Genomic DNA, 16,687 nt, shown 5'->3' with positions numbered 1-16,687 from the left:
GGTGAGGACACGCCGGTCGGCTTCCGCGTGTCCGCTCCACGACTTCATGATCGTCGGCCGAGAGAGCCAGACTTGCGGCCGAACGGTGGGTTGGACAACACGACCGACCAGCGCCGGGCCGGCAGGGCGATCAGCGCGTCCCGGACCTCGATCGGGCTCCCCCCGTCGGCCGGCCCATGCCGGGCGACCCCCGCGTGTCGCCACCGCAGCTCCAAGATCGCCCGGTCGAGGGTGCAGCGGAGGGGGCGAGCCAAGGGCAGTACGGCGCGCCGGTCGTACTGTCGAACCGCAGACCCACCGCAGTCCTTTCGGAGGCTCCTCGTGCGCTCGTCGCTGATCCTGTCCCGCCGCGACCTGGACTTCCTGCTCCACGAATGGCTGGACGTCGAGGGCCTGGTCAAGCGGCCGCGCTACGCCGAGCACTCGCGGGAGACCTTCGACGCGGTCCTGGACCTGGCCCAGCAGATCGCCACGGAGCACTTCGCACCGCACAACCGCACGGCCGACGAGAACGAGCCGCGGATGGTCGACGGCAAGGTCGAGATGATCCCCGAGGTGAAGCGGGCGCTGGGGATCTTCACCGAGGCCGGGCTGATGGCCGGCAGCTTCGACGAGGAGTACGGCGGCATGCAGCTGCCGCACGTCGTCGGCCAGGCGGTGTTCGCCTGGTTCAAGGCGGCCAACGTCGGCACGTCGGCCTACCCGTTCCTCACCATGGGCAACGCCCGCCTGCTGCTCGCCCACGGCAGCCAGGAGCAGATCGACATCTACGTGCGGCCGGAGATCGAGGGTCGCTGGTTCGGCACGATGGCGCTGTCGGAGCCGCAGGCCGGCTCGTCGCTGGCCGACATCACGACGAAGGCGGTGCCGCAGGACGACGGCACCCACCGGCTCTTCGGCAACAAGATGTGGATCTCCGGCGGCGACCACGAGCTGACCGAGAACATCGTCCACCTGGTGCTGGCCAAGATCCCCGGCGGCCCGCCCGGGGTGAAGGGCATCTCGCTGTTCATCGTGCCGAAGTTCCTGGTGAACGAGGACGGCTCGCTCGGCGAGCGCAACGACGTCGTCCTGGCCGGCCTGAACCACAAGATGGGCTACCGGGGGACGACGAACACGCTGCTCAACTTCGGCGAGGGCGTGCACACGCCCGGCGGCGAGCCCGGCGCGGTCGGCTACCTGGTGGGCGAGCCGCACCGCGGCCTCGCCTACATGTTCCACATGATGAACGAGGCGCGGATCGGCGTCGGCATGGGCGCGACCGTGCTGGGCTACACCGGCTACCTGCACGCCCTCGAGTACGCCCGCACCCGCGCCCAGGGCAGGCCGGCGGCGGCCAGGTCCGGGCGGGAGGGCGACGACCTGCCGCCGCCGGTGCCGATCGTCGCGCACCCCGACGTGCGGCGAATGCTGCTGGCCGCCAAGTCCTACGCCGAGGGCGGGCTGGCCCTCGGCCTGTACTGCGCGCGGCTGGTCGACGAGGAGCAGACCGCCGAGACCGAGGAGGAGCGCGCCCGCGCCCACCTGCTGCTGGACACCCTCACCCCGATCGCCAAGGCCTGGCCGTCGCAGTGGGGCCCGGTCGCCGACGACCTGGCCATCCAGGTGCACGGCGGCTACGGCTACACCCGCGACTACCCGGTCGAGCAGTTCTACCGGGACAACCGGCTCAACCCGATCCACGAGGGCACCAACGGCATCCAGGCGCTGGACCTGCTCGGACGCAAGGTGGTCGCGCAGGGCGGGGCCGGGCTGCAGCTGGTCGGCGAGACGATCACGGCGACGACGGCGCGCGCGACCGGCACGGAGTGGGCGGGCTTCGCCGCCGACCTGGACGCCGCGGTGGCCCGGCTGGGCTCGGTGACCGCCGCGCTGTGGGGCACCGGGGACCCCGACCTCGCCCTGGCGAACGCCAGCGTCTACCTCGAGGCCGCCGGCCACATCGTGGTCGCCTGGCTGTGGCTGGAGCAGGCGCTGGCCTGCGGGAGCTCGACCGACGCCTTCCACGAGGGCAAGCGTGCTGCGGCCCGCTACTTCTGGCGGTGGGAGCTGCCCCGCACCCGGGCGCAGTTCGACCTGCTCGAGTCGCTGGACCGCACCGTCCTGGACACCGACGAGGCCTGGCTCTGATCCGGCCCCGGACACACCCGCGCCCCGCGACTCCGGACGGAGTGCGGGGCGCGGTGGTGTCGGGGGACGGCCTCCCTGCAGTGTCCCGCCGACGCCATCCAGAGGCTCGGCGCCAGCCTGCGAGCGGTGAGGAGGGCGGGGTCCTTCTACGAGGGGCGGGGAGGACGGGGTCCGCTCTCAGGCGGCGCGGGCCCCCACCGGGTCGGCGGCCGCCGGGCCGGCGGGAGCGGCGGCGGTCGCGGCGCGCTGCTCGCGCTCGTACCTCGCCGTCGACGAGGTCCCCATCGCGATCACCAGTGCGGTCAGGACCAGGAACCCGACGAGGGTCACGGCCGGCCACAGCACCATCAGTCAAACCCCTTTGTGCTCAGAAGTCGCCGCCGGGGCCTCGAGCCCCGCGGCACGTCGTCCGGGCGGGTCTTCCCCACTCGATCGCCGTCTCAATCGTCCCACCTCGCCGTCCACCCGATGGTGTGTGACGGACTCCACTCCCGCGGGGTAGGCCCGCCCGGACCGGCCCCCGTGGTCTGATCCCCGGGTGTTCCGCCGCGCCGCCGACGAGCAGCGGTCGCCGCGCCCGGCGGTGCTGGTCGCCGTGCTGGCTCTCGGCACGACCGCGCTGTCGTTGCTGCAGAGCCTCGTCGTCCCGCTGCTGGGCGTGATTGGCGAGCAGCTCGGGGTCTCGGCGAACGCCGCGGGCTGGGTGCTGACCGCCAACCTCCTCGCCGCCGCCGTCGCCACGCCGGTGCTGGGCCGCCTGGGCGACACCTGGGGCGAGCGCCCGGTGGCGCTGGGCGTCCTCGCCGTCATGTCGGCCGGCACGCTGCTGGCCCTGGTCACCTCGTCGCTGCCCCTGCTCATCGTGGCGCGCGTCCTGCAGGGCGCCTCCTACGGGCTGTTCCCGCTGGCGATCAGCGTGCTGCGCCGGGAGCTGCCGGCCGCCCGGCTGGACGTGGCGATGTCCGTCGTCAGCAGCACGCTGGCGGTGGGCGGCGTCGTCGGGCTGGTGGCCGCCGGGCTGTTCGCCCAGGACGGCGGCGACTACCACCGCACCTTCTGGGTCGGCCTGGTCGTCTGCCTCGCCGCCCTGGTGCTCACGGCGCTGGTCCTGCCGCGCCGCCCGGCCACCGGGTCCGGGCGGGTCGACTGGGCGGGCGCCGTCGTGCTGGCCGGGGGCCTGGTGCTCCTGCTGCTGCCGGTCTCCCAGGGCAACGCCTGGGGATGGGCGTCGCCGGCGACGCTCGGCTGCCTGGCCGGAGCGGCCGTCGTCCTGCCCGGCTGGGTGCTCCTGCAGCGGTGGCGCGCCGAGCCGCTGGTCCGCCCGGCCCTGCTGGCCGACCCGCGGACCGTCGTCCCCAACGTCGCCGGGCTGCTGACCGGTGTGGGGCTGTTCGCCTCGTTCCTCGCCGTCCTCCAGTACGTGCAGACGCCGCCGGCGGCCGCGGGCTACGGCTTCGGCGCCTCCGTGCTGGAGGCCGCGGTGGTCTACCTGCTGCCCGGCGGGATCGCCGGCATCCTGCTCGCGCCGGTAGCCGGGCAGGTGGTGGCCCGGGTCGGCGCGCTGCCCACGATGCTCGCCGGCGCGGGGTGCGGGTTGGCCGGCTTCCTCCTCCTCGGGCTGCTGCGGGACACGCCGGCACAGGTGGTCGCCGCCGGGCTGCTCACCCAGCTGTGGGTCGCGGTGGCGTACGCGGCGCTGCCCGCGCTCGTGGTCGCCGCCGTCCGCCCCGAGGAGACCGGCGTGGCGAACGCGGTGAACTCCATCGCCCGGTCGGTCGGCCAGGCGGTGGGCAGCACGGTGACCGTCGCGGTGCTCGCCGCCGGCCTGGTGCCGGCCACCGGGTTCCCCGCACCCGGTGCCTTCACCGCCGTCGCGCTCGTCGGGGCCGGCAGCGCGGCCGCCGTCGTCGCGGTCACGCTGGCCGGCATGGCGGGACGGCGGGCCCGGCGCGGCGGGCCCCCGGGGACGGCGACGGCGACCGCGGCGGGCGGCGGACGGTCCCCGGTGGAGGGCGCGCGCTGATCCGTGCGGTCACGGGCCGGTCGCGACACCCCGGCGAGGGGCATGGACCACGATCATCCGGGGCATCAGAGGCGGATCACCCCCCATCCGACCGGAGGACTGACGATGGCCCGCCCCACCGGCTCCCGCGGCAGCAGAGCCGCGGCCAAGGACGCCCGGTTCGCCGGCAACACCGCCGGGGACCCGGCGCCCGACGACGACAAGGTCAACGCCACCCGGCTGGACAACGCTCCCGAGGGCGCTGACGCCGAGCCGTCGACCGGCGGCACCCTCAAGCGGACGCTCAAGGAGTTCAGCGAGGACAACCTCACCGACTGGGCGGCCTCGCTCACCTACTACGGCACCCTGGCGCTGTTCCCGGCGCTCCTCGCGCTGGTGTCCATCGTCGGCCTGCTCACCGATCCGCAGCAGCTCACCGACGCCCTGACCGCGGTGGTGCCGCAGCAGGCGGCGGAGACGCTGAACCCGGTGATCGAGCAGATCGCCGGCAGCGCCGCCGCTCCCGGCCTCGGCCTGGTCCTCGGTCTCGCCGGCGCCCTCTGGTCGGCCTCCGGGTACGTCGGCGCTTTCACCCGCGCGGCCAACGTGGTCTACGAGACGCCCGAGGGCCGCAAGGTCTGGAAGCTCAAGCCGCTGCAGCTGCTGGTCACCCTCATCGGCGTCCTGTTCGCCGCACTCGTCGTGGCCATGCTCGTGCTCAGCGGCCCGGTGGTCGACGCCGTCGGTCGGGCCATCGGCCTGGGCGACACCGTCCTGACCATCTGGACCTGGGCCAAGTGGCCGGTCGTCGTCGTGCTGGTCGCGCTGATGATCGCCGTCCTCTACTACTCGACCCCCAACGTCAAGCTGCGCGGCTTCCGCTTCACCAGCCCGGGTGCCGCCGTGGCGCTGCTGGTCTGGGCCGTCGCCTCTGCGCTGTTCGCCTTCTACGTGGCGAACTTCAGCAACTACAACGCCACCTACGGCGCCCTGGCCGGTGTCATCGTGTTCCTGGTCTGGTTCTGGCTGACCAACCTGGCGCTGCTCTTCGGCATCGAGCTCGACGCCGAGATCGAGCGCACCAAGGAGCTCAAGGAGGGCGTACCGCTGGCGGAGAAGGAGATCCAGCTCGACGCCCGCGAGGACCCCAAGCCCCGGCACACCCACTGACGCCGCGGCGCACGGCGACGCCGGCCCTCTCCCGCGTGCGGGAAGGGGCCGGCGTCGTCCCTGCCGGGCCCGCCCCGGGGCCTGGCCGAGGCGGCGCCGCCGCCCGCCCGCGCCTCGGCATGCGCCCCGTGGCGCGGACAGCCCGACACTGTGGTTCAGTGGCCTCGGTCACACCGCGAGCCGTTTGCACCGAGGAGACCGGCATGACCCAGTCAGCGTCCACCCGACCGCCCGAGGCCCGCACCACCGACGGGGCCACCCCCGACGCCGGCGAGGCCGTGATGGGCCTGGACATGGTGCTCGTGGACGGCGCCCGCGGGCCCCTGCGTCGCATGGTCCCGCCCGCGCGCACCACGGCACGCCTGGGCCAGGCCCTCGCCCGCCGGCCCGACGCGGTGGTCCGGCGGGCCGGAGCGCTCGGCGGGGACCTGGGGCGGATCCTCGTCGGACGCTCCGACATCGCGCCCTCGCCCAAGGACAAGCGGTTCACCGACCCTGCCTGGAGCGGCAACCCCCTCATGCGCCGGGCGATGCAGGCGCACATCGCGGCCGCCCGCGCGGCGATGGGCCTGGTCGACGACGCCGACCTGGACTGGCAGGACGACGAGCGCATCCGCTTCACCATGACCAACGTCGTCGACGCGCTGGCCCCCAGCAACACGCCGCTGAACCCGCTGCTGTGGAAGGCGATCATCGACACCGGTGGGCGCAACGCCGTCAGCGGGTTGCGCCGGATGGTCTCCGACCTCGCCTCGCCGCCGCGGGTGCCCACGATGGTGGAGCCCGACGCCTTCACCGTCGGCGAGGACCTCGCCGTCACCCCGGGCGCGGTAGTGCTGCGGACACCGGTGTTCGAGCTCATCCAGTACCGGCCCACGACCGAGCGGGTGCGGCAGGTGCCGCTGGTGATCGTGCCGCCGACGATCAACAAGTACTACGTCACCGACCTCGCGCCCGGGCGCAGCATCGTCGAGCACTACGTGGCCTCGGGCCAGCAGGTCTTCATGATCTCGTGGCGCAACCCCGACGCACGGCACGCGGACTGGGGTCTGGACACCTACGGCCAGGCCGTCCTCGACGCGATGGACGCCGCGGAACGGGTCACCGGCAGCGACCGGGTGGCCCTCCAGGGCTTCTGCTCCGGCGGGATCATCCTGGGGATGGTGCTCGCCCACCTGGCCGCCACCGGCGCGCAGGACCGGGTGGCCGCCTCCAGCTACGCCGTCACCGTCCTCGACTGGTCGCACGCCGGCACGATCGGTGCCCTCATGGACGAGAACGCGGTTCAGGAGGCGACCGAGAAGTCGCGGAAGAAGGGCTACCTGGACGGCGCGACGCTGGCCGAGGTGTTCGCCTGGCTGCGGCCCAACGACCTGGTGTGGAACTACTGGGTGAACAACTACCTGCAGGGAAAGCCGCCACCGGCCTTCGACATCCTCTACTGGAACGCCGACACCACCCGGATGACCGCGGGCCTGCACCGCGACTTCATCGACGTGGCCATCGGCAACAAGCTGACCCGGCCGGGAGCGGCGACGATGCTCGGCTCGCCGGTGGACCTGTCCAAGATCGACGTCGACGCCTACGTCACCGCCGGGATCGCCGACCACCTGTGCCCCTGGCAGTCCTGCTACCGGACGACGCAGCTGCTGGGTGGGCGCAGCCGGTTCGTCCTCTCCACCGCCGGCCACATCGCCTCGCTGGTCAACCCGCCGTCGAACCCGAAGGCGACCTTCCAGGTGGCGCCCGAGACCCCGGCCGACCCGGAGCGCTGGCTGGCCATGGCCGAGAAGACGAAGGGCTCTTGGTGGCCCGACTTCACCACGTGGCTGGCCGAGCGCACCGGCGAGGAGGTCCCGGCCCCGTCGTCCCTGGGGACGGAGGAGCTGCCACCGCTGGCCGACGCCCCGGGGACGTATGTCTTCGACAAGTAGGGCCGGCGCCGGTGAGCCCGACGGCGGTGAGATCGTCCGCTCGCTGGCCGTCGGCGGGCGCACGCTGCGGGTGGCGGTCCGCTCCGGGGACGGATCGGTCCCCCCGCTGCTGCTCATGAACGGCATCGGGGCGAGCCTGGAGGTGCTGCAGCCGTTCGTCGACGCGCTCGACCACCGGCGGACGGTGATCCGGTTCGACGTCCCCGGGGTGGGAGGCTCGCCGCGACCGGTGGTCCCGTACGTGCTGGGGACGTTCAGCCCGGTCGTCGCGGGGCTGCTGGGCCGGCTGGGGCACGACGGGCAGGTCGACGTCCTGGGGCTGTCCTGGGGCGGCGGGCTGGCCCAGCACTTCGCCGTCCAGCACCGGCGGCGGGTGCGGCGGCTGGTGCTGGTGGGCACCGGCACCGGCTCCCTCATGGTGCCGGCGCACCCGCGGGTGCTCTCCAAGATGCTGACCCCGCGGCGGCACCGCGACCCGGCGTACGCGCGGGAGATCGCCGGCCTGATCTACGGCGGCACGATCCGCACCGACCCGGCCCGGGCGGCGCGGGTGCTGCACGCGGCCACCCGGGTGGGACCGCGGCGCGGCTACTACTACCAGCTGGCGGCCAGCGCAGGCTGGAGCAGCCTGCCGTTCCTGCGTCTGATCCGGCAGCCCACGCTGGTCGTCGCGGGGGACGACGACCCGATCATCCCGGTGGCCAACGCGCACATCATGGCGCGGCTGATCCCCGACTCCACGCTCCACCTCTACCACGGCGGGCACTTGGCGCTGGTGACCGAGGCACACGAGCTGGCCCCGGTGGTCGAGCGCTTCCTGGACCGGGCCCCGTAGCGCGCCGGTACCGGCGAGGAGCCGCAGGCCGTCCGCGGGGTCGCCGGCGCCTCGACCCAGCTCGTCGAGGACGGGCCGGCTCCCCAGGGGCGGCCCGGTCGTGCCGCCTACCGCCCGTCGGGGTGCAGCCGCACCGCCACCAGCGCGACGTCGTCGGTGTGCGTCGGGTCCACGAGCCGGTCGAGCAGCCCGTCGCACATCTGCGACAGGGGGCGGGCGGCCAGCTCGGCCAGCGCCGCCCGCAGCCGGGTGAGCCCCCGGTCGAGGTCCTCGCCCCGCCGCTCGACCAGCCCGTCGGTGTAGAGCAGCACCGTGTCGCCGCGCTCGAGGGTGATCACGGCCTCGTGCCGGGCGCTGTCCCCGCTGACGCCCAGCAGCAGGTCGGCGCGCAGCCCGGTGAGCAGCTCCACCCGGCCGTCGGCACGGACGACCACCGGCGGCGGGTGCCCAGCGTTCGACCAGCGCAGCTGGGTCACCTCCCGCCGCAGTTCGTCGGGCGCCTGCTCAAGGCGGGCCACCACCGCCGTCGCCAGGGTGCCCACGTCGAGCAGCCCCATGGAGTCGTCCAGGCGGGAGAGCACTCCCGCCGGCCCCGCATCGGTGCTCGTGGCGATGCCCCGCAGGAGGCTGCGCAGCTGTCCCATGGCCGCGGCCGCCACGCTGTCGTGACCGACGACGTCCCCGATCACCAGGATCGTCGCTCCGTCCCGCTGGAGGAACGCGTCGTACCAGTCGCCCCCCACGGCCGCGGTCTCCGTGGCCGGCAGGTAGCGGACGACGATCTCGCAGTGGTCCGGCTGGGGCGGCGCCGTGAGCAGGCTGCGCTGCAGCTCCTCCGCGAGATCCCGCTGGAGGTCGCGGAGCCGCGCCGTGGCGAGGGCGAGGCCGGCGCGGTCGGCCACGTCGCGCGCAGTGGCGATGTCGTCGGGCGCGGGTCGCTCGGCGGCCGCGTACAGCAGCGTCAGCAGCCCGAGGCTGCGTCCCCGCCCGCGCAGCGGCACCCCGACCATCCACTCCGGGGCCAGCCGGGTCAGCAGCTCGCGAGCCTCGCCGGCCGGCACCAGGTCGACCGCCTCCGCCCCGGGGACGACGACCGGCTCACCGGTGGCGAACGCGTCGACCACCGCGGGGAGCGCGGGCAGGGCCTCCAGCCGGGCCTGCGCGTACTCCTCCAGCAGCCGCCGCCGCGCGGGGTCGGCGGCGGCCGATCCCACTGCCAGGGCATGGCCGTGGTCGTCGAGCACGCTCACGATGCAGCCGTCGGCCAGCCCGGGGGCGACCAGGTCCGGCAGCCGCCGGGCGAGCAGTTGGGGCGTCGAGGCCTCCGACAGCTCCCGGCTGACCTGTGCGACCACGGCGAGCCGCTCGGCGGCGCGCCGGGCATCCTCCTGCGCGCGGCGCCGTTCGGTGACCTCGATGAGGTAGACCGAGAGCCCGTCCGGGCTCGGCCAGGCACGGAGCTCGTACCAGCCGTCGAGCGGGTGCGGGTAGTGGGCCTCGAAGGTGATCGGCTCGCCGGTCGCGACCGCCTGTCGGCAGCCCGCCTCGAACACCGAGTTCACGGCGGCGGGAACCGCGTCCCAGAGGCGCCGGCCCAGCAACTGCTCACGCGGGCGCCCCAGCAGCCGCTCGGCCTCGGCGTTCACGTACGTGAAGCGCCAGTCGCCGTCCAGGGAGTAGAGCGCCGCCGGCATCGCCTCGAGGACGGCCACGGCGCCACGGTCCCCCACGACCTGCCGGGTGACGTCGTGGGCGGCGCCGAGCACCCGGGCGGCTCGGCCCTCGGTGTCGCAGAGCGTCCGCCCGCGCGCGGAGACCCAGCGGGTCGCGCCGTCCGGGAGACGGACGCGGTACACCGACTCGAAGTCCTCGCACTCGTCGATGGCCGCCTGCAGCGCCGCGGACACGGCGGGCAGGTCCTCGGGGTGGATCCGGACGTAGAAGCCGGTGATGGTGCGGTCGAAGTCCCCGCTCCCGTAGCCGAACAACTCCAGCAGGCGTTCGTCCCAGTTCAGCTCGCCGGTGACCAGGTCCCAGTCGAACGTGCCGATACCGGCGGCGTCGATCGCCAGCTCGCCCAGCAGGCGGTCGGCCTCGTCATCGTCCAGGAGGATCGGTTCCAGGGGTCTGTCCACACTGCCCTCTCGCGGCTCGGCGGCTCGGGCCGGGCACCCGCAGCTCACGTCGAGCGGCACGGAGTATCGGCCGACCGACGGCTCGCCCGCAACCACGTCGATACAGGTCACCCCGTCACGAGGCCTGACGCCCACCGGGGCGGTCGGTTCCCCACGGAGGGGCGATCCCCGCGCCTCTTCCTGCGCCGTTTACCCTGTAAACGGCGCCTGGCCCAGCCATCGGCCACGGACGCGCCGCCCACCAGACCGGGAGGATCCGTGACCCCCAGTGCCGTGCCGCCACACCCGCCGGGCGCCGTCTGGCTCGAGCCGGGGCACGACGGCTCCGTGCTGCACCTGCGCGGCGAGATCGACGCCGCCACCGTGGCCCGCTGGGACGACGAGCGGGCCACGGCCCCGGCGGGCGGTGCGCCGCAGGACGCCGTCGTCGCGGTGGACGCCTCCGCCGCCGCCTTCCTGAACTCCGCGGGGGTCGCCCTGCTGGTCCGCGAGACCGAGGCGCACCGGCTGGCCGGCGGACGGCCGGTGCTGCGCAACCCGTCGCGGGCGGTCCGGCAGGTCCTGCGCCTGACCGGCGTGGGAGACCTGTTCGACGTCGAGGAGGGCTGACGCGCTCAGATGGTGGAGCCGGGGCGCCGCGACTCCCGGAGCACCCGCTGCAGGCGCTCGAGCAGGTTCTCCAGCGACTCCTCGAACTCTGCGGCCGACTCGTCCTGCGACAGCAGCGGCTCGAGGCGACGAACGTGGGGGTACTGGGCCAGCGACCCGTCGTCGGCGTTCGGTGAGCCTCCCGGGTCGTCCAGCGGGCTGATCGGCACGCCGTGCTGGGAGACCTCCAGCAGCAGGTGGCCGAGCAGGAAGCTCGTGTACGCCCGGTAGGCGGCGACGGCAGCCTCCTCGGAGAAGCCGTGGCTGGTCAGCGCGTCGAGGAAGGACTCCAGCCAGCGCAGGCTGCGCAGCGGCGGGCGGACCCACGGCGCCGCCGGCGGCCGGGTGGCGATCAGCGGGAACACCGCCGGGTGGGCCAGGGCGATGCGCCGGACCCCGTGCGCCAGCCGCTGCAGGTAGTCCTGCCAGCCGTGGGTCGGCGCGAGGTGGACCTCCGGGTCGCCGTAGAGCTCGTCGACCACCAGTTCCACGACGCCGTCGAGCAGGTCCTCCCGGCCGGTCACGTGCCGGTACAGCGCCATCCCCTCGACGCCGAGGCGGGCACCCATCCGGCGCATCGTGAGGGCGTCGAGTCCGTGCTCGTCGATGAAGGCGATGGCCGCGGTGAGCACCCGCCGCCGGTCGAGCGGCGTCCGGGGCGCCCCCGGGGGGGTCGCGCGGACCGCGCCGGTGGGTGGGGGACCCCCGACAGGGTGGTCGGCGTCGTCCACCACTCCGCGCGCCTCCCGCCGTCCTCTACGCTCCTGCTCCCCGTTGTACGCCGCCGGTCTACCCGCATGACAGTTCTCTCATGTCCGTCCCATCCTCCCGCGTGAGTCCGGTCAGCACCCTCGAATCCATTCGTAGGACGGCGAGGAGGCCGCGCATGCCCGAGGACGGGAACTGGTCCACGGTCTGGGACGACACCGGCACGTGGAGCCGGTACCCGGTCCGCACCCGCTGGCTGAACCCGGGGGACGACCTCGCGGCGGTGCTCGACGGGTGCACGGCCGCGTTCCGGCGGGGCACGGACACCGTGGCGGTGAGCGAGAAGGTCGCCGTCCTGCTCACCCACCGCGCGGTGCCCCGCTCGGCGGTCTCCCCCGGTCGCCTGGCGCACACCCTGGCCCGGAACGTGCACCCCGTCGGGGACAGCCGCGGCCTGTCGATCCCCGAGAAGATGCAGCTCGTGCTCGAGCGGCAGGGGCGCCCGCGGGTGGTGCTCGCCGCCGTGGCGGCCGGGCTGCTGCGCCCGCTGGGTCGCCGCGGCGACTTCTACCGGCTGGCCGGCACGTTCGCCCGCGACCTGGACGGCCTGCGCCCGCCCTACCTGGACCTGCTGCTGCCGCCACTGGAGCCCGAGGAGGCCCGACGCCTGGCGCAGACCTGGCAGGCGCGGCTGGGCTGCGGGGTGGCGATCGTCGACGTCAACGACCGCGGCGGGTCGGTGCGCGCGGTCTCGTCGGCGGCGCTGTCCGCGCAGGAGCTGCTCACCGCGCTGGGCGACAACCCGATGGGGCAGGGGATGTCGAGCACCCCGATCGTCGTCGTCCGGCGCTCACCGTCCGGGGAGCACACCGCGTAGCACCGTCCCCAGCTCCCGGAGCTCGGCCGACCGCAGCAGCCGCAGGACCAGCAGGTACACCGCCAGGCAGGCCACGACGCACGCGGGCACGGCGAGCACCCCGTCGACGCTGCGCCCGACCCACCAGGTGGGGACGGCGGCAGCCCCGGCGGCGACGGCCACCTGGAGGCAGCACCGCCCGAGGCCGGCCAGGGTCAGCCCCTCCCCGGCGCGCCGCAGCCGCCAGAGGGTGAGGACGGCGACGAGCAGCAGCGACAGCGACGTGGACGCGGCCAGCCCGGGGATGCCGTAGCGCACCCCCAGGGTGAGGTCCCCGACCACGTTGACCGCCATGCCGGCGAGCGCCAGCACCACGGGGGTGCGGGAGTCGCCGAGCGCGTAGAAGGCCCGGGTGGCCGGCTCGCGCAGCGCCAGCGCCGGCAGCCCGGCGGCGTAGGCGGTGACCGCCAACGCGGTCAGCTCGATCGCCACCGGGCCGAAGTCCCCGCGCCCGAGGACCAGGTCGACGACCGGCTCGGCGGCCAGCGCGAGGACCAGCGCGACCGGGGTGACGAGTACGAGCAGGACGCCGCTGCCGCGGCGGAGCAGGTCCTGCAGTTCCCGGGCCCGTCCCGGCCGGGCCGCCGCGGCCAGCGCCGGGTAGAGGGTCGTGGCCACGGTGGCCACCACGAGGGTGTCGGCCAGCCCGACGAGGTGCCAGCCGTAGCTGAGGGCCGCGATGGCGCCCTCGCCCACGGTGGAGGCGACGGCGCGGTCGACCAGGCTGTTGACCTGGCCGATGGCGCTGCCCACGAGCAGCGGCGGCACCAGGACGGCCATCTCCCGAAAACCGCGGTCGCGCACGTCCAGGGAGGGCCGGAAGGACTGGCCCACGGCCAGCAGCGGGGGAACCTGCAGGAGCAGCCGCAGCGCGCTGCCGACGACGAAGGCCACCGCCAGTGCGGTCACCCCGTACACCGGCCCGAACAGCAGCGCGCCACCGATCATCGTGACGTTGAACGGGATGCCCTGCGCCGCCGCCCAGCCGAAGCGGCGGTGGCCGTGCGCCGTCCCGGCCAGCACGTTGGTCGCCGCGACCAGGACGGCCGCCACCAGGACGACCCGGGTCAGGGCGACGGCGGTCTCGGTGGTCTCCTCGTCGAAGCCGGGCGCCAGCACCGCGACCACCGGGCGGGCCCACACCGCCATCAACACCGACGCCGTCCCGAGCACCAGGACGGCGACGGTCAGCGCTACCTGCACGCTGTGCTGGCCGCGCCGCGGTTCGTCGTCGGCGACCGCCCGCGCCACGGTGGGCACGACCGCCTTGGCCAGCGCACCGGCCATGAGGGCCAGCACGAGGTTCATCAGGCCCTGCGCGACGAGGTAGGCGTCGAGCGTGGAATCGACCCCGAAGACCGCGGCCACGGTGATGTCGCGGACCAGGCCGAGCAGCTGGCTGCCGAGGGTCAGCCCCGCGACCAGCGCCGTCGCCCGTGCCAGCCGCCCGCTCGCCACGGTGGGCATCCTCGCCCAGGTCCGGCGGAGGGCGGACCACCGCCCCCGACATGAGAGGGCGCTCATCGGCCTCTCACGGCCGCGTCGCCGGCCCGGCGCAGCGCAGCGTCGGGAGGTGACCTCCCCGCTGCTGTCCTCCCCCGGCCCGGCGCTGCGGCACGGCTGGCCGCCGTCCCTGCAGCTGCTGCTCGGCGAAGCCGGCGGCGACATCTGGACGACGGTGCTGGCGCCCGCCGGGCCCCGGCCCCGTCCCGGGCACCGCCGAGGCTGCGAGGGGCGGGGAGGACGGGGTTTCTCAGTTCGCGACGAGGCGGTAGCCCATGCCGCGCACGGTCTCGATGCGCGAGGCGCCCAGCTTGCGGCGCAGGTAGCGGACGTAGACGTCGACGACGTTCGAGCCGGGGTCGAAGTCGTAGCCCCAGACGTGGCTGAGCAGTTGCTCGCGGGCCAGCACCTGGCCGGGGTGGCGCAGGAACGTCTCGGCCAGGGCGAACTCGCGGGCGGAGAGGTCGACGGTCCGGTTGCCGGCCTGCGCGCGCCGCGTCCGCAGATCCAGCGACAGGTCGCCGCAGGTGAGCACGGTGGTCTCGGTCTGCCGGCCGCCGGACAGGCGCAGCCGCACGCGAGCGAGCAGCTCCTCGAAGCGGAAGGGCTTGGGCATGTAGTCGTCGGCGCCGCCCTCCAGCGCCGCCACCGTGTCCTGCACGCTGTCCCGGGCGGTGAGGATGACGACCGGGATGGACACCCGCTCGGCGCGCAGCGCCCGCAGCACCTCGAACCCGTCCATCCCGGGCAGGCCGATGTCGAGGATCAGCAGGTCGAAGTCGCCACCGGCGGCCGCGGCGCGGGCGGCCCGGCCGTCGTTGACGACGGCGGTGGCGAACCCGTTGGCGCGCAGCCCCTTCTCGATGAACGCGGCGATGCGGGTCTCGTCCTCGGCGATCAGCACCCGGCTCACGACCGGCCTCCTGGGGATGGACTGGGCAGCGGCTCCGCTGCGCGGGCGGGGACGTCGTCGGGCTCGAGCTCCGGCGCCGCGGCGGCGTCGTCCACGGTCTCGGCGTGCCCGGGGTCCACCGGTGGCGCGAGGCGGGCGGGGAGGACGAGTGTGACCGTCGTCCCCCGGCCCTGCACGCTGTCGAGCACCGCGCGGCCGCCGTGGGCCACCGCGATCGCCCGGACGACGGACAGCCCGAGGCCGGCGCCATCGGAGCGCCGCGCCCCTGCCGACCCGCGGGCGAAACGCTCGAACACCCGCGCCTGCTCGGCCTCGGGAACGCCGGGGCCGGTGTCGGCGACCCAGAACCGCAGGTCCCCGCCGCTGAGCTGGCTGCCGAGGGAGATGCGCCCCTCGGGCACGGTGTAGCGGACGGCGTTGTCGGCCAGCGCGACCAGCGCCTGGGTGACCCGCTGGGTGTCCAGCTCCGCGTCCACGTCGGCGGCGGTCTCGAGGACCCAGTTGCGCTCCCCGAGCCGCCGCACCTTGCCGAAGACCTCGCCGGTGAGGGCGGCCACGTCGACCGGCTGCGGGCGGACGAACCGGGGCTGCTCAGCGCGGGCCAGCAGCAGCAGGTCCGACACGATCCGGTTCATCCGGTCCAGCTCGTCGTCGACCAGCGCCACGGTCTCCCGGACGTCGCCCGGGTCGGCCGGGTCGACCACCTCCAGGTGGCCGCGCACGATGGTGATCGGCGTCCGCAGCTCGTGCCCGGCGTCGTCGAGGAACCGACGCTGCGCGGCGACGCCGTCCTCCAGCCGGTCGAGCATCCCGTTGACCGAGACGGCGAGGTCGGTGAGCTCGTCGGCCGGGCGCCCGTCGACGGGGATGCGGCGGGACAGGTCGGTCTCGGTGATGCTGTGCGCGATGGTGGCCACGTCGCGGACCGGCCGCAGGATGCGCCCGGCCACGACCCAGGCGCCCCCGGCCGCGAGCAGCACGGTGGCGGCGCCGACCGCCAGCATCAACCGGGCGACGTCGTCGGCGGCCTGGCGCTCCTGGTCGGCGAAGTAGGCGACGACGGCGACGCCGCGCGACGGGTCACCCACGAGGTCCACGGGGACGGCGAGGTAGCGGACCTCCCCGGCGCCGCTCTGGTAGCGCCCCCAGGTCGTCTCGGACACGGAGCCGACCTGGCGGGTGAACGCCTCGTCCCGGCTGAGCAGGACCGGCGCCTCGATCCGGCTCTGGTAGCGGTAGTCGCCGTCGACGTAACCGAGGAACTTCTCGTTCGGCCGGGCCAGGTTGTAGGTGATCAGGGTCTGCAGGACGTCCTCGACGGACCCGAACGGCTGGCCGGTCCGCGGGTCGACGTTGCTCTCGAGGATCCGCCGGAACTCCTCGATCTCGGCCTGGAGGGTGATGTCCATCCGCTCGTCGGTGGCGGCGATGAGCAGCCGCCAGGTGACGAACGTGACGATCCCGAGGGCGAGGAGGACCAGCAGCAGGACCCAGCCGATGATCCGGGTGCGGGCCGAGCGGGGCACCCAGCGCCACAGCCGCCCCCGGGCTCCCTCAGCCGTCGTCATCGTCGTCCCTGTCGTCCCCCTCCGGACCGCCGTCCCCGTCGTCATCGTCGTCATCGTCCGACAAGGGCGGCGGCTGCACGAGGTCCGGAGGATCGACGCGCGGTGCCGTGGCGGCGGCCCTGGTGCTCGCCCTCGTCGCCGGCTGGGCGGTGCTGCGCCCGGCCGCGGTGGAACGGGGGCCGCTCCCGGACCCGATCCGGATCACCGACGTGCCGGCGTCCGGCC

13 protein-coding genes are annotated in these 16,687 nt (G+C 74.6%); 7 read left to right on the top strand and 6 right to left on the bottom strand.

Translation table 11 applies throughout. The features are described from left to right. Positions 1–321: 321 nt before the first annotated feature. Positions 322–2,130, top strand: a complete 1,809-nt coding sequence (locus tag E4P41_RS10575; RefSeq protein WP_135141219.1) for an acyl-CoA dehydrogenase — start codon at positions 322–324, stop codon at positions 2,128–2,130. 177 nt (positions 2,131–2,307) lie between these two features. Here E4P41_RS10575 and E4P41_RS22095 read toward each other — a convergent pair whose 3' ends face one another. Next, positions 2,308–2,478: a hypothetical protein gene (locus E4P41_RS22095; RefSeq protein ID WP_167761025.1), complete on the bottom strand. Its 171-nt coding sequence runs from the start codon at positions 2,476–2,478 to the stop codon at positions 2,308–2,310. A gap of 190 nt (positions 2,479–2,668) precedes the next feature. Between E4P41_RS22095 and E4P41_RS10570 the strand changes: the two genes are divergently transcribed. From E4P41_RS10570 to phaZ, 4 genes are all read left to right on the top strand, one after another. Then, entirely contained in the window at positions 2,669–4,153 is a 1,485-nt protein-coding gene (locus E4P41_RS10570; RefSeq protein ID WP_135141218.1) for an MFS transporter, read from the top strand. Between the two features lie 105 nt (positions 4,154–4,258). Next, positions 4,259–5,302 carry a YihY/virulence factor BrkB family protein gene (locus E4P41_RS10565; protein WP_135141217.1) on the top strand — a complete coding sequence of 348 codons (1,044 nt, stop codon included), beginning with the start codon at positions 4,259–4,261 and terminating at the stop codon, positions 5,300–5,302. A gap of 203 nt (positions 5,303–5,505) precedes the next feature. After that, positions 5,506–7,236, top strand: coding sequence for an alpha/beta fold hydrolase (locus E4P41_RS10560; protein WP_135141216.1), 1,731 nt, complete (start codon positions 5,506–5,508; stop codon positions 7,234–7,236). Further along, the gene (gene phaZ, locus E4P41_RS10555; RefSeq protein WP_135141215.1) at positions 7,220–8,071 is read left to right on the top strand and encodes a poly(3-hydroxyalkanoate) depolymerase; all 852 of its coding nucleotides are present in this window, start codon (positions 7,220–7,222) and stop codon (positions 8,069–8,071) included. The genes E4P41_RS10560 and phaZ overlap by 17 nt, the downstream gene beginning before the upstream one ends. Before the next feature lie 107 nt (positions 8,072–8,178). On the opposite strand, the gene E4P41_RS10550 is transcribed toward phaZ, so the two are convergent. Beyond that, entirely contained in the window at positions 8,179–10,206 is a 2,028-nt protein-coding gene (locus tag E4P41_RS10550) for a SpoIIE family protein phosphatase (RefSeq protein WP_245177259.1), read from the bottom strand. Positions 10,207–10,464: 258 nt separating this feature from the next. Here E4P41_RS10550 and E4P41_RS22090 point away from each other — a divergent pair, with 258 nt between their 5' ends. Beyond that, positions 10,465–10,815: an STAS domain-containing protein gene (locus E4P41_RS22090; RefSeq protein ID WP_167761024.1), complete on the top strand. Its 351-nt coding sequence runs from the start codon at positions 10,465–10,467 to the stop codon at positions 10,813–10,815. 5 nt (positions 10,816–10,820) lie between these two features. Here the strand turns inward: E4P41_RS22090 and E4P41_RS10540 are convergent, their stop codons facing one another. Beyond that, positions 10,821–11,585 carry a TetR/AcrR family transcriptional regulator C-terminal domain-containing protein gene (locus E4P41_RS10540; protein WP_245177258.1) on the bottom strand — a complete coding sequence of 255 codons (765 nt, stop codon included), beginning with the start codon at positions 11,583–11,585 and terminating at the stop codon, positions 10,821–10,823. Positions 11,586–11,740: 155 nt separating this feature from the next. Here E4P41_RS10540 and E4P41_RS10535 point away from each other — a divergent pair, with 155 nt between their 5' ends. Continuing rightward, a complete protein-coding gene (locus tag E4P41_RS10535) occupies positions 11,741–12,439 on the top strand; it encodes a hypothetical protein (RefSeq protein ID WP_209307647.1) in 699 nt (232 codons plus the stop codon). Here E4P41_RS10535 and murJ read toward each other — a convergent pair. From murJ to E4P41_RS10520, 3 genes are all read right to left on the bottom strand, one after another. Beyond that, entirely contained in the window at positions 12,413–13,936 is a 1,524-nt protein-coding gene (gene murJ, locus E4P41_RS10530) for a murein biosynthesis integral membrane protein MurJ (protein WP_167761023.1), read from the bottom strand. The genes E4P41_RS10535 and murJ overlap by 27 nt on opposite strands. A 295-nt stretch (positions 13,937–14,231) precedes the next feature. Continuing rightward, positions 14,232–14,894: a response regulator transcription factor gene (locus tag E4P41_RS10525; protein WP_135141211.1), complete on the bottom strand. Its 663-nt coding sequence runs from the start codon at positions 14,892–14,894 to the stop codon at positions 14,232–14,234. Next, positions 14,891–16,462, bottom strand: a complete 1,572-nt coding sequence (locus E4P41_RS10520; RefSeq protein WP_135141210.1) for an ATP-binding protein — start codon at positions 16,460–16,462, stop codon at positions 14,891–14,893. The genes E4P41_RS10525 and E4P41_RS10520 overlap by 4 nt, the downstream gene beginning before the upstream one ends. Between the last annotated feature and the right edge of the window lie 225 nt (positions 16,463–16,687).

Source organism: Geodermatophilus sp. DF01-2, from assembly GCF_004571065.1.
Taxonomy (GTDB): domain Bacteria; phylum Actinomycetota; class Actinomycetes; order Mycobacteriales; family Geodermatophilaceae; genus Geodermatophilus.
The sequence above is the reverse complement of the archived record's forward strand: the minus strand, read 5'-3'. Positions and strand labels throughout refer to the sequence as shown.

Bases quoted from the DNA above. Each gene is read 5' to 3' on its own strand.
- E4P41_RS22095 (WP_167761025.1), bottom strand. From the start codon at position 2,478: ATGGTGCTGTGGCCGGCCGTGACCCTCGTCGGGTTCCTGGTCCTGACC.
- E4P41_RS10565 (WP_135141217.1), top strand. From the start codon at position 4,259: ATGGCCCGCCCCACCGGCTCCCGCGGCAGCAGAGCCGCGGCCAAGGAC.
- E4P41_RS10560 (WP_135141216.1), top strand. From the start codon at position 5,506: ATGACCCAGTCAGCGTCCACCCGACCGCCCGAGGCCCGCACCACCGAC.
- phaZ (WP_135141215.1), top strand. From the start codon at position 7,220: ATGTCTTCGACAAGTAGGGCCGGCGCCGGTGAGCCCGACGGCGGTGAG.
- E4P41_RS10535 (WP_209307647.1), top strand. From the start codon at position 11,741: ATGCCCGAGGACGGGAACTGGTCCACGGTCTGGGACGACACCGGCACG.
- E4P41_RS10520 (WP_135141210.1), bottom strand. From the start codon at position 16,462: ATGACGACGGCTGAGGGAGCCCGGGGGCGGCTGTGGCGCTGGGTGCCC.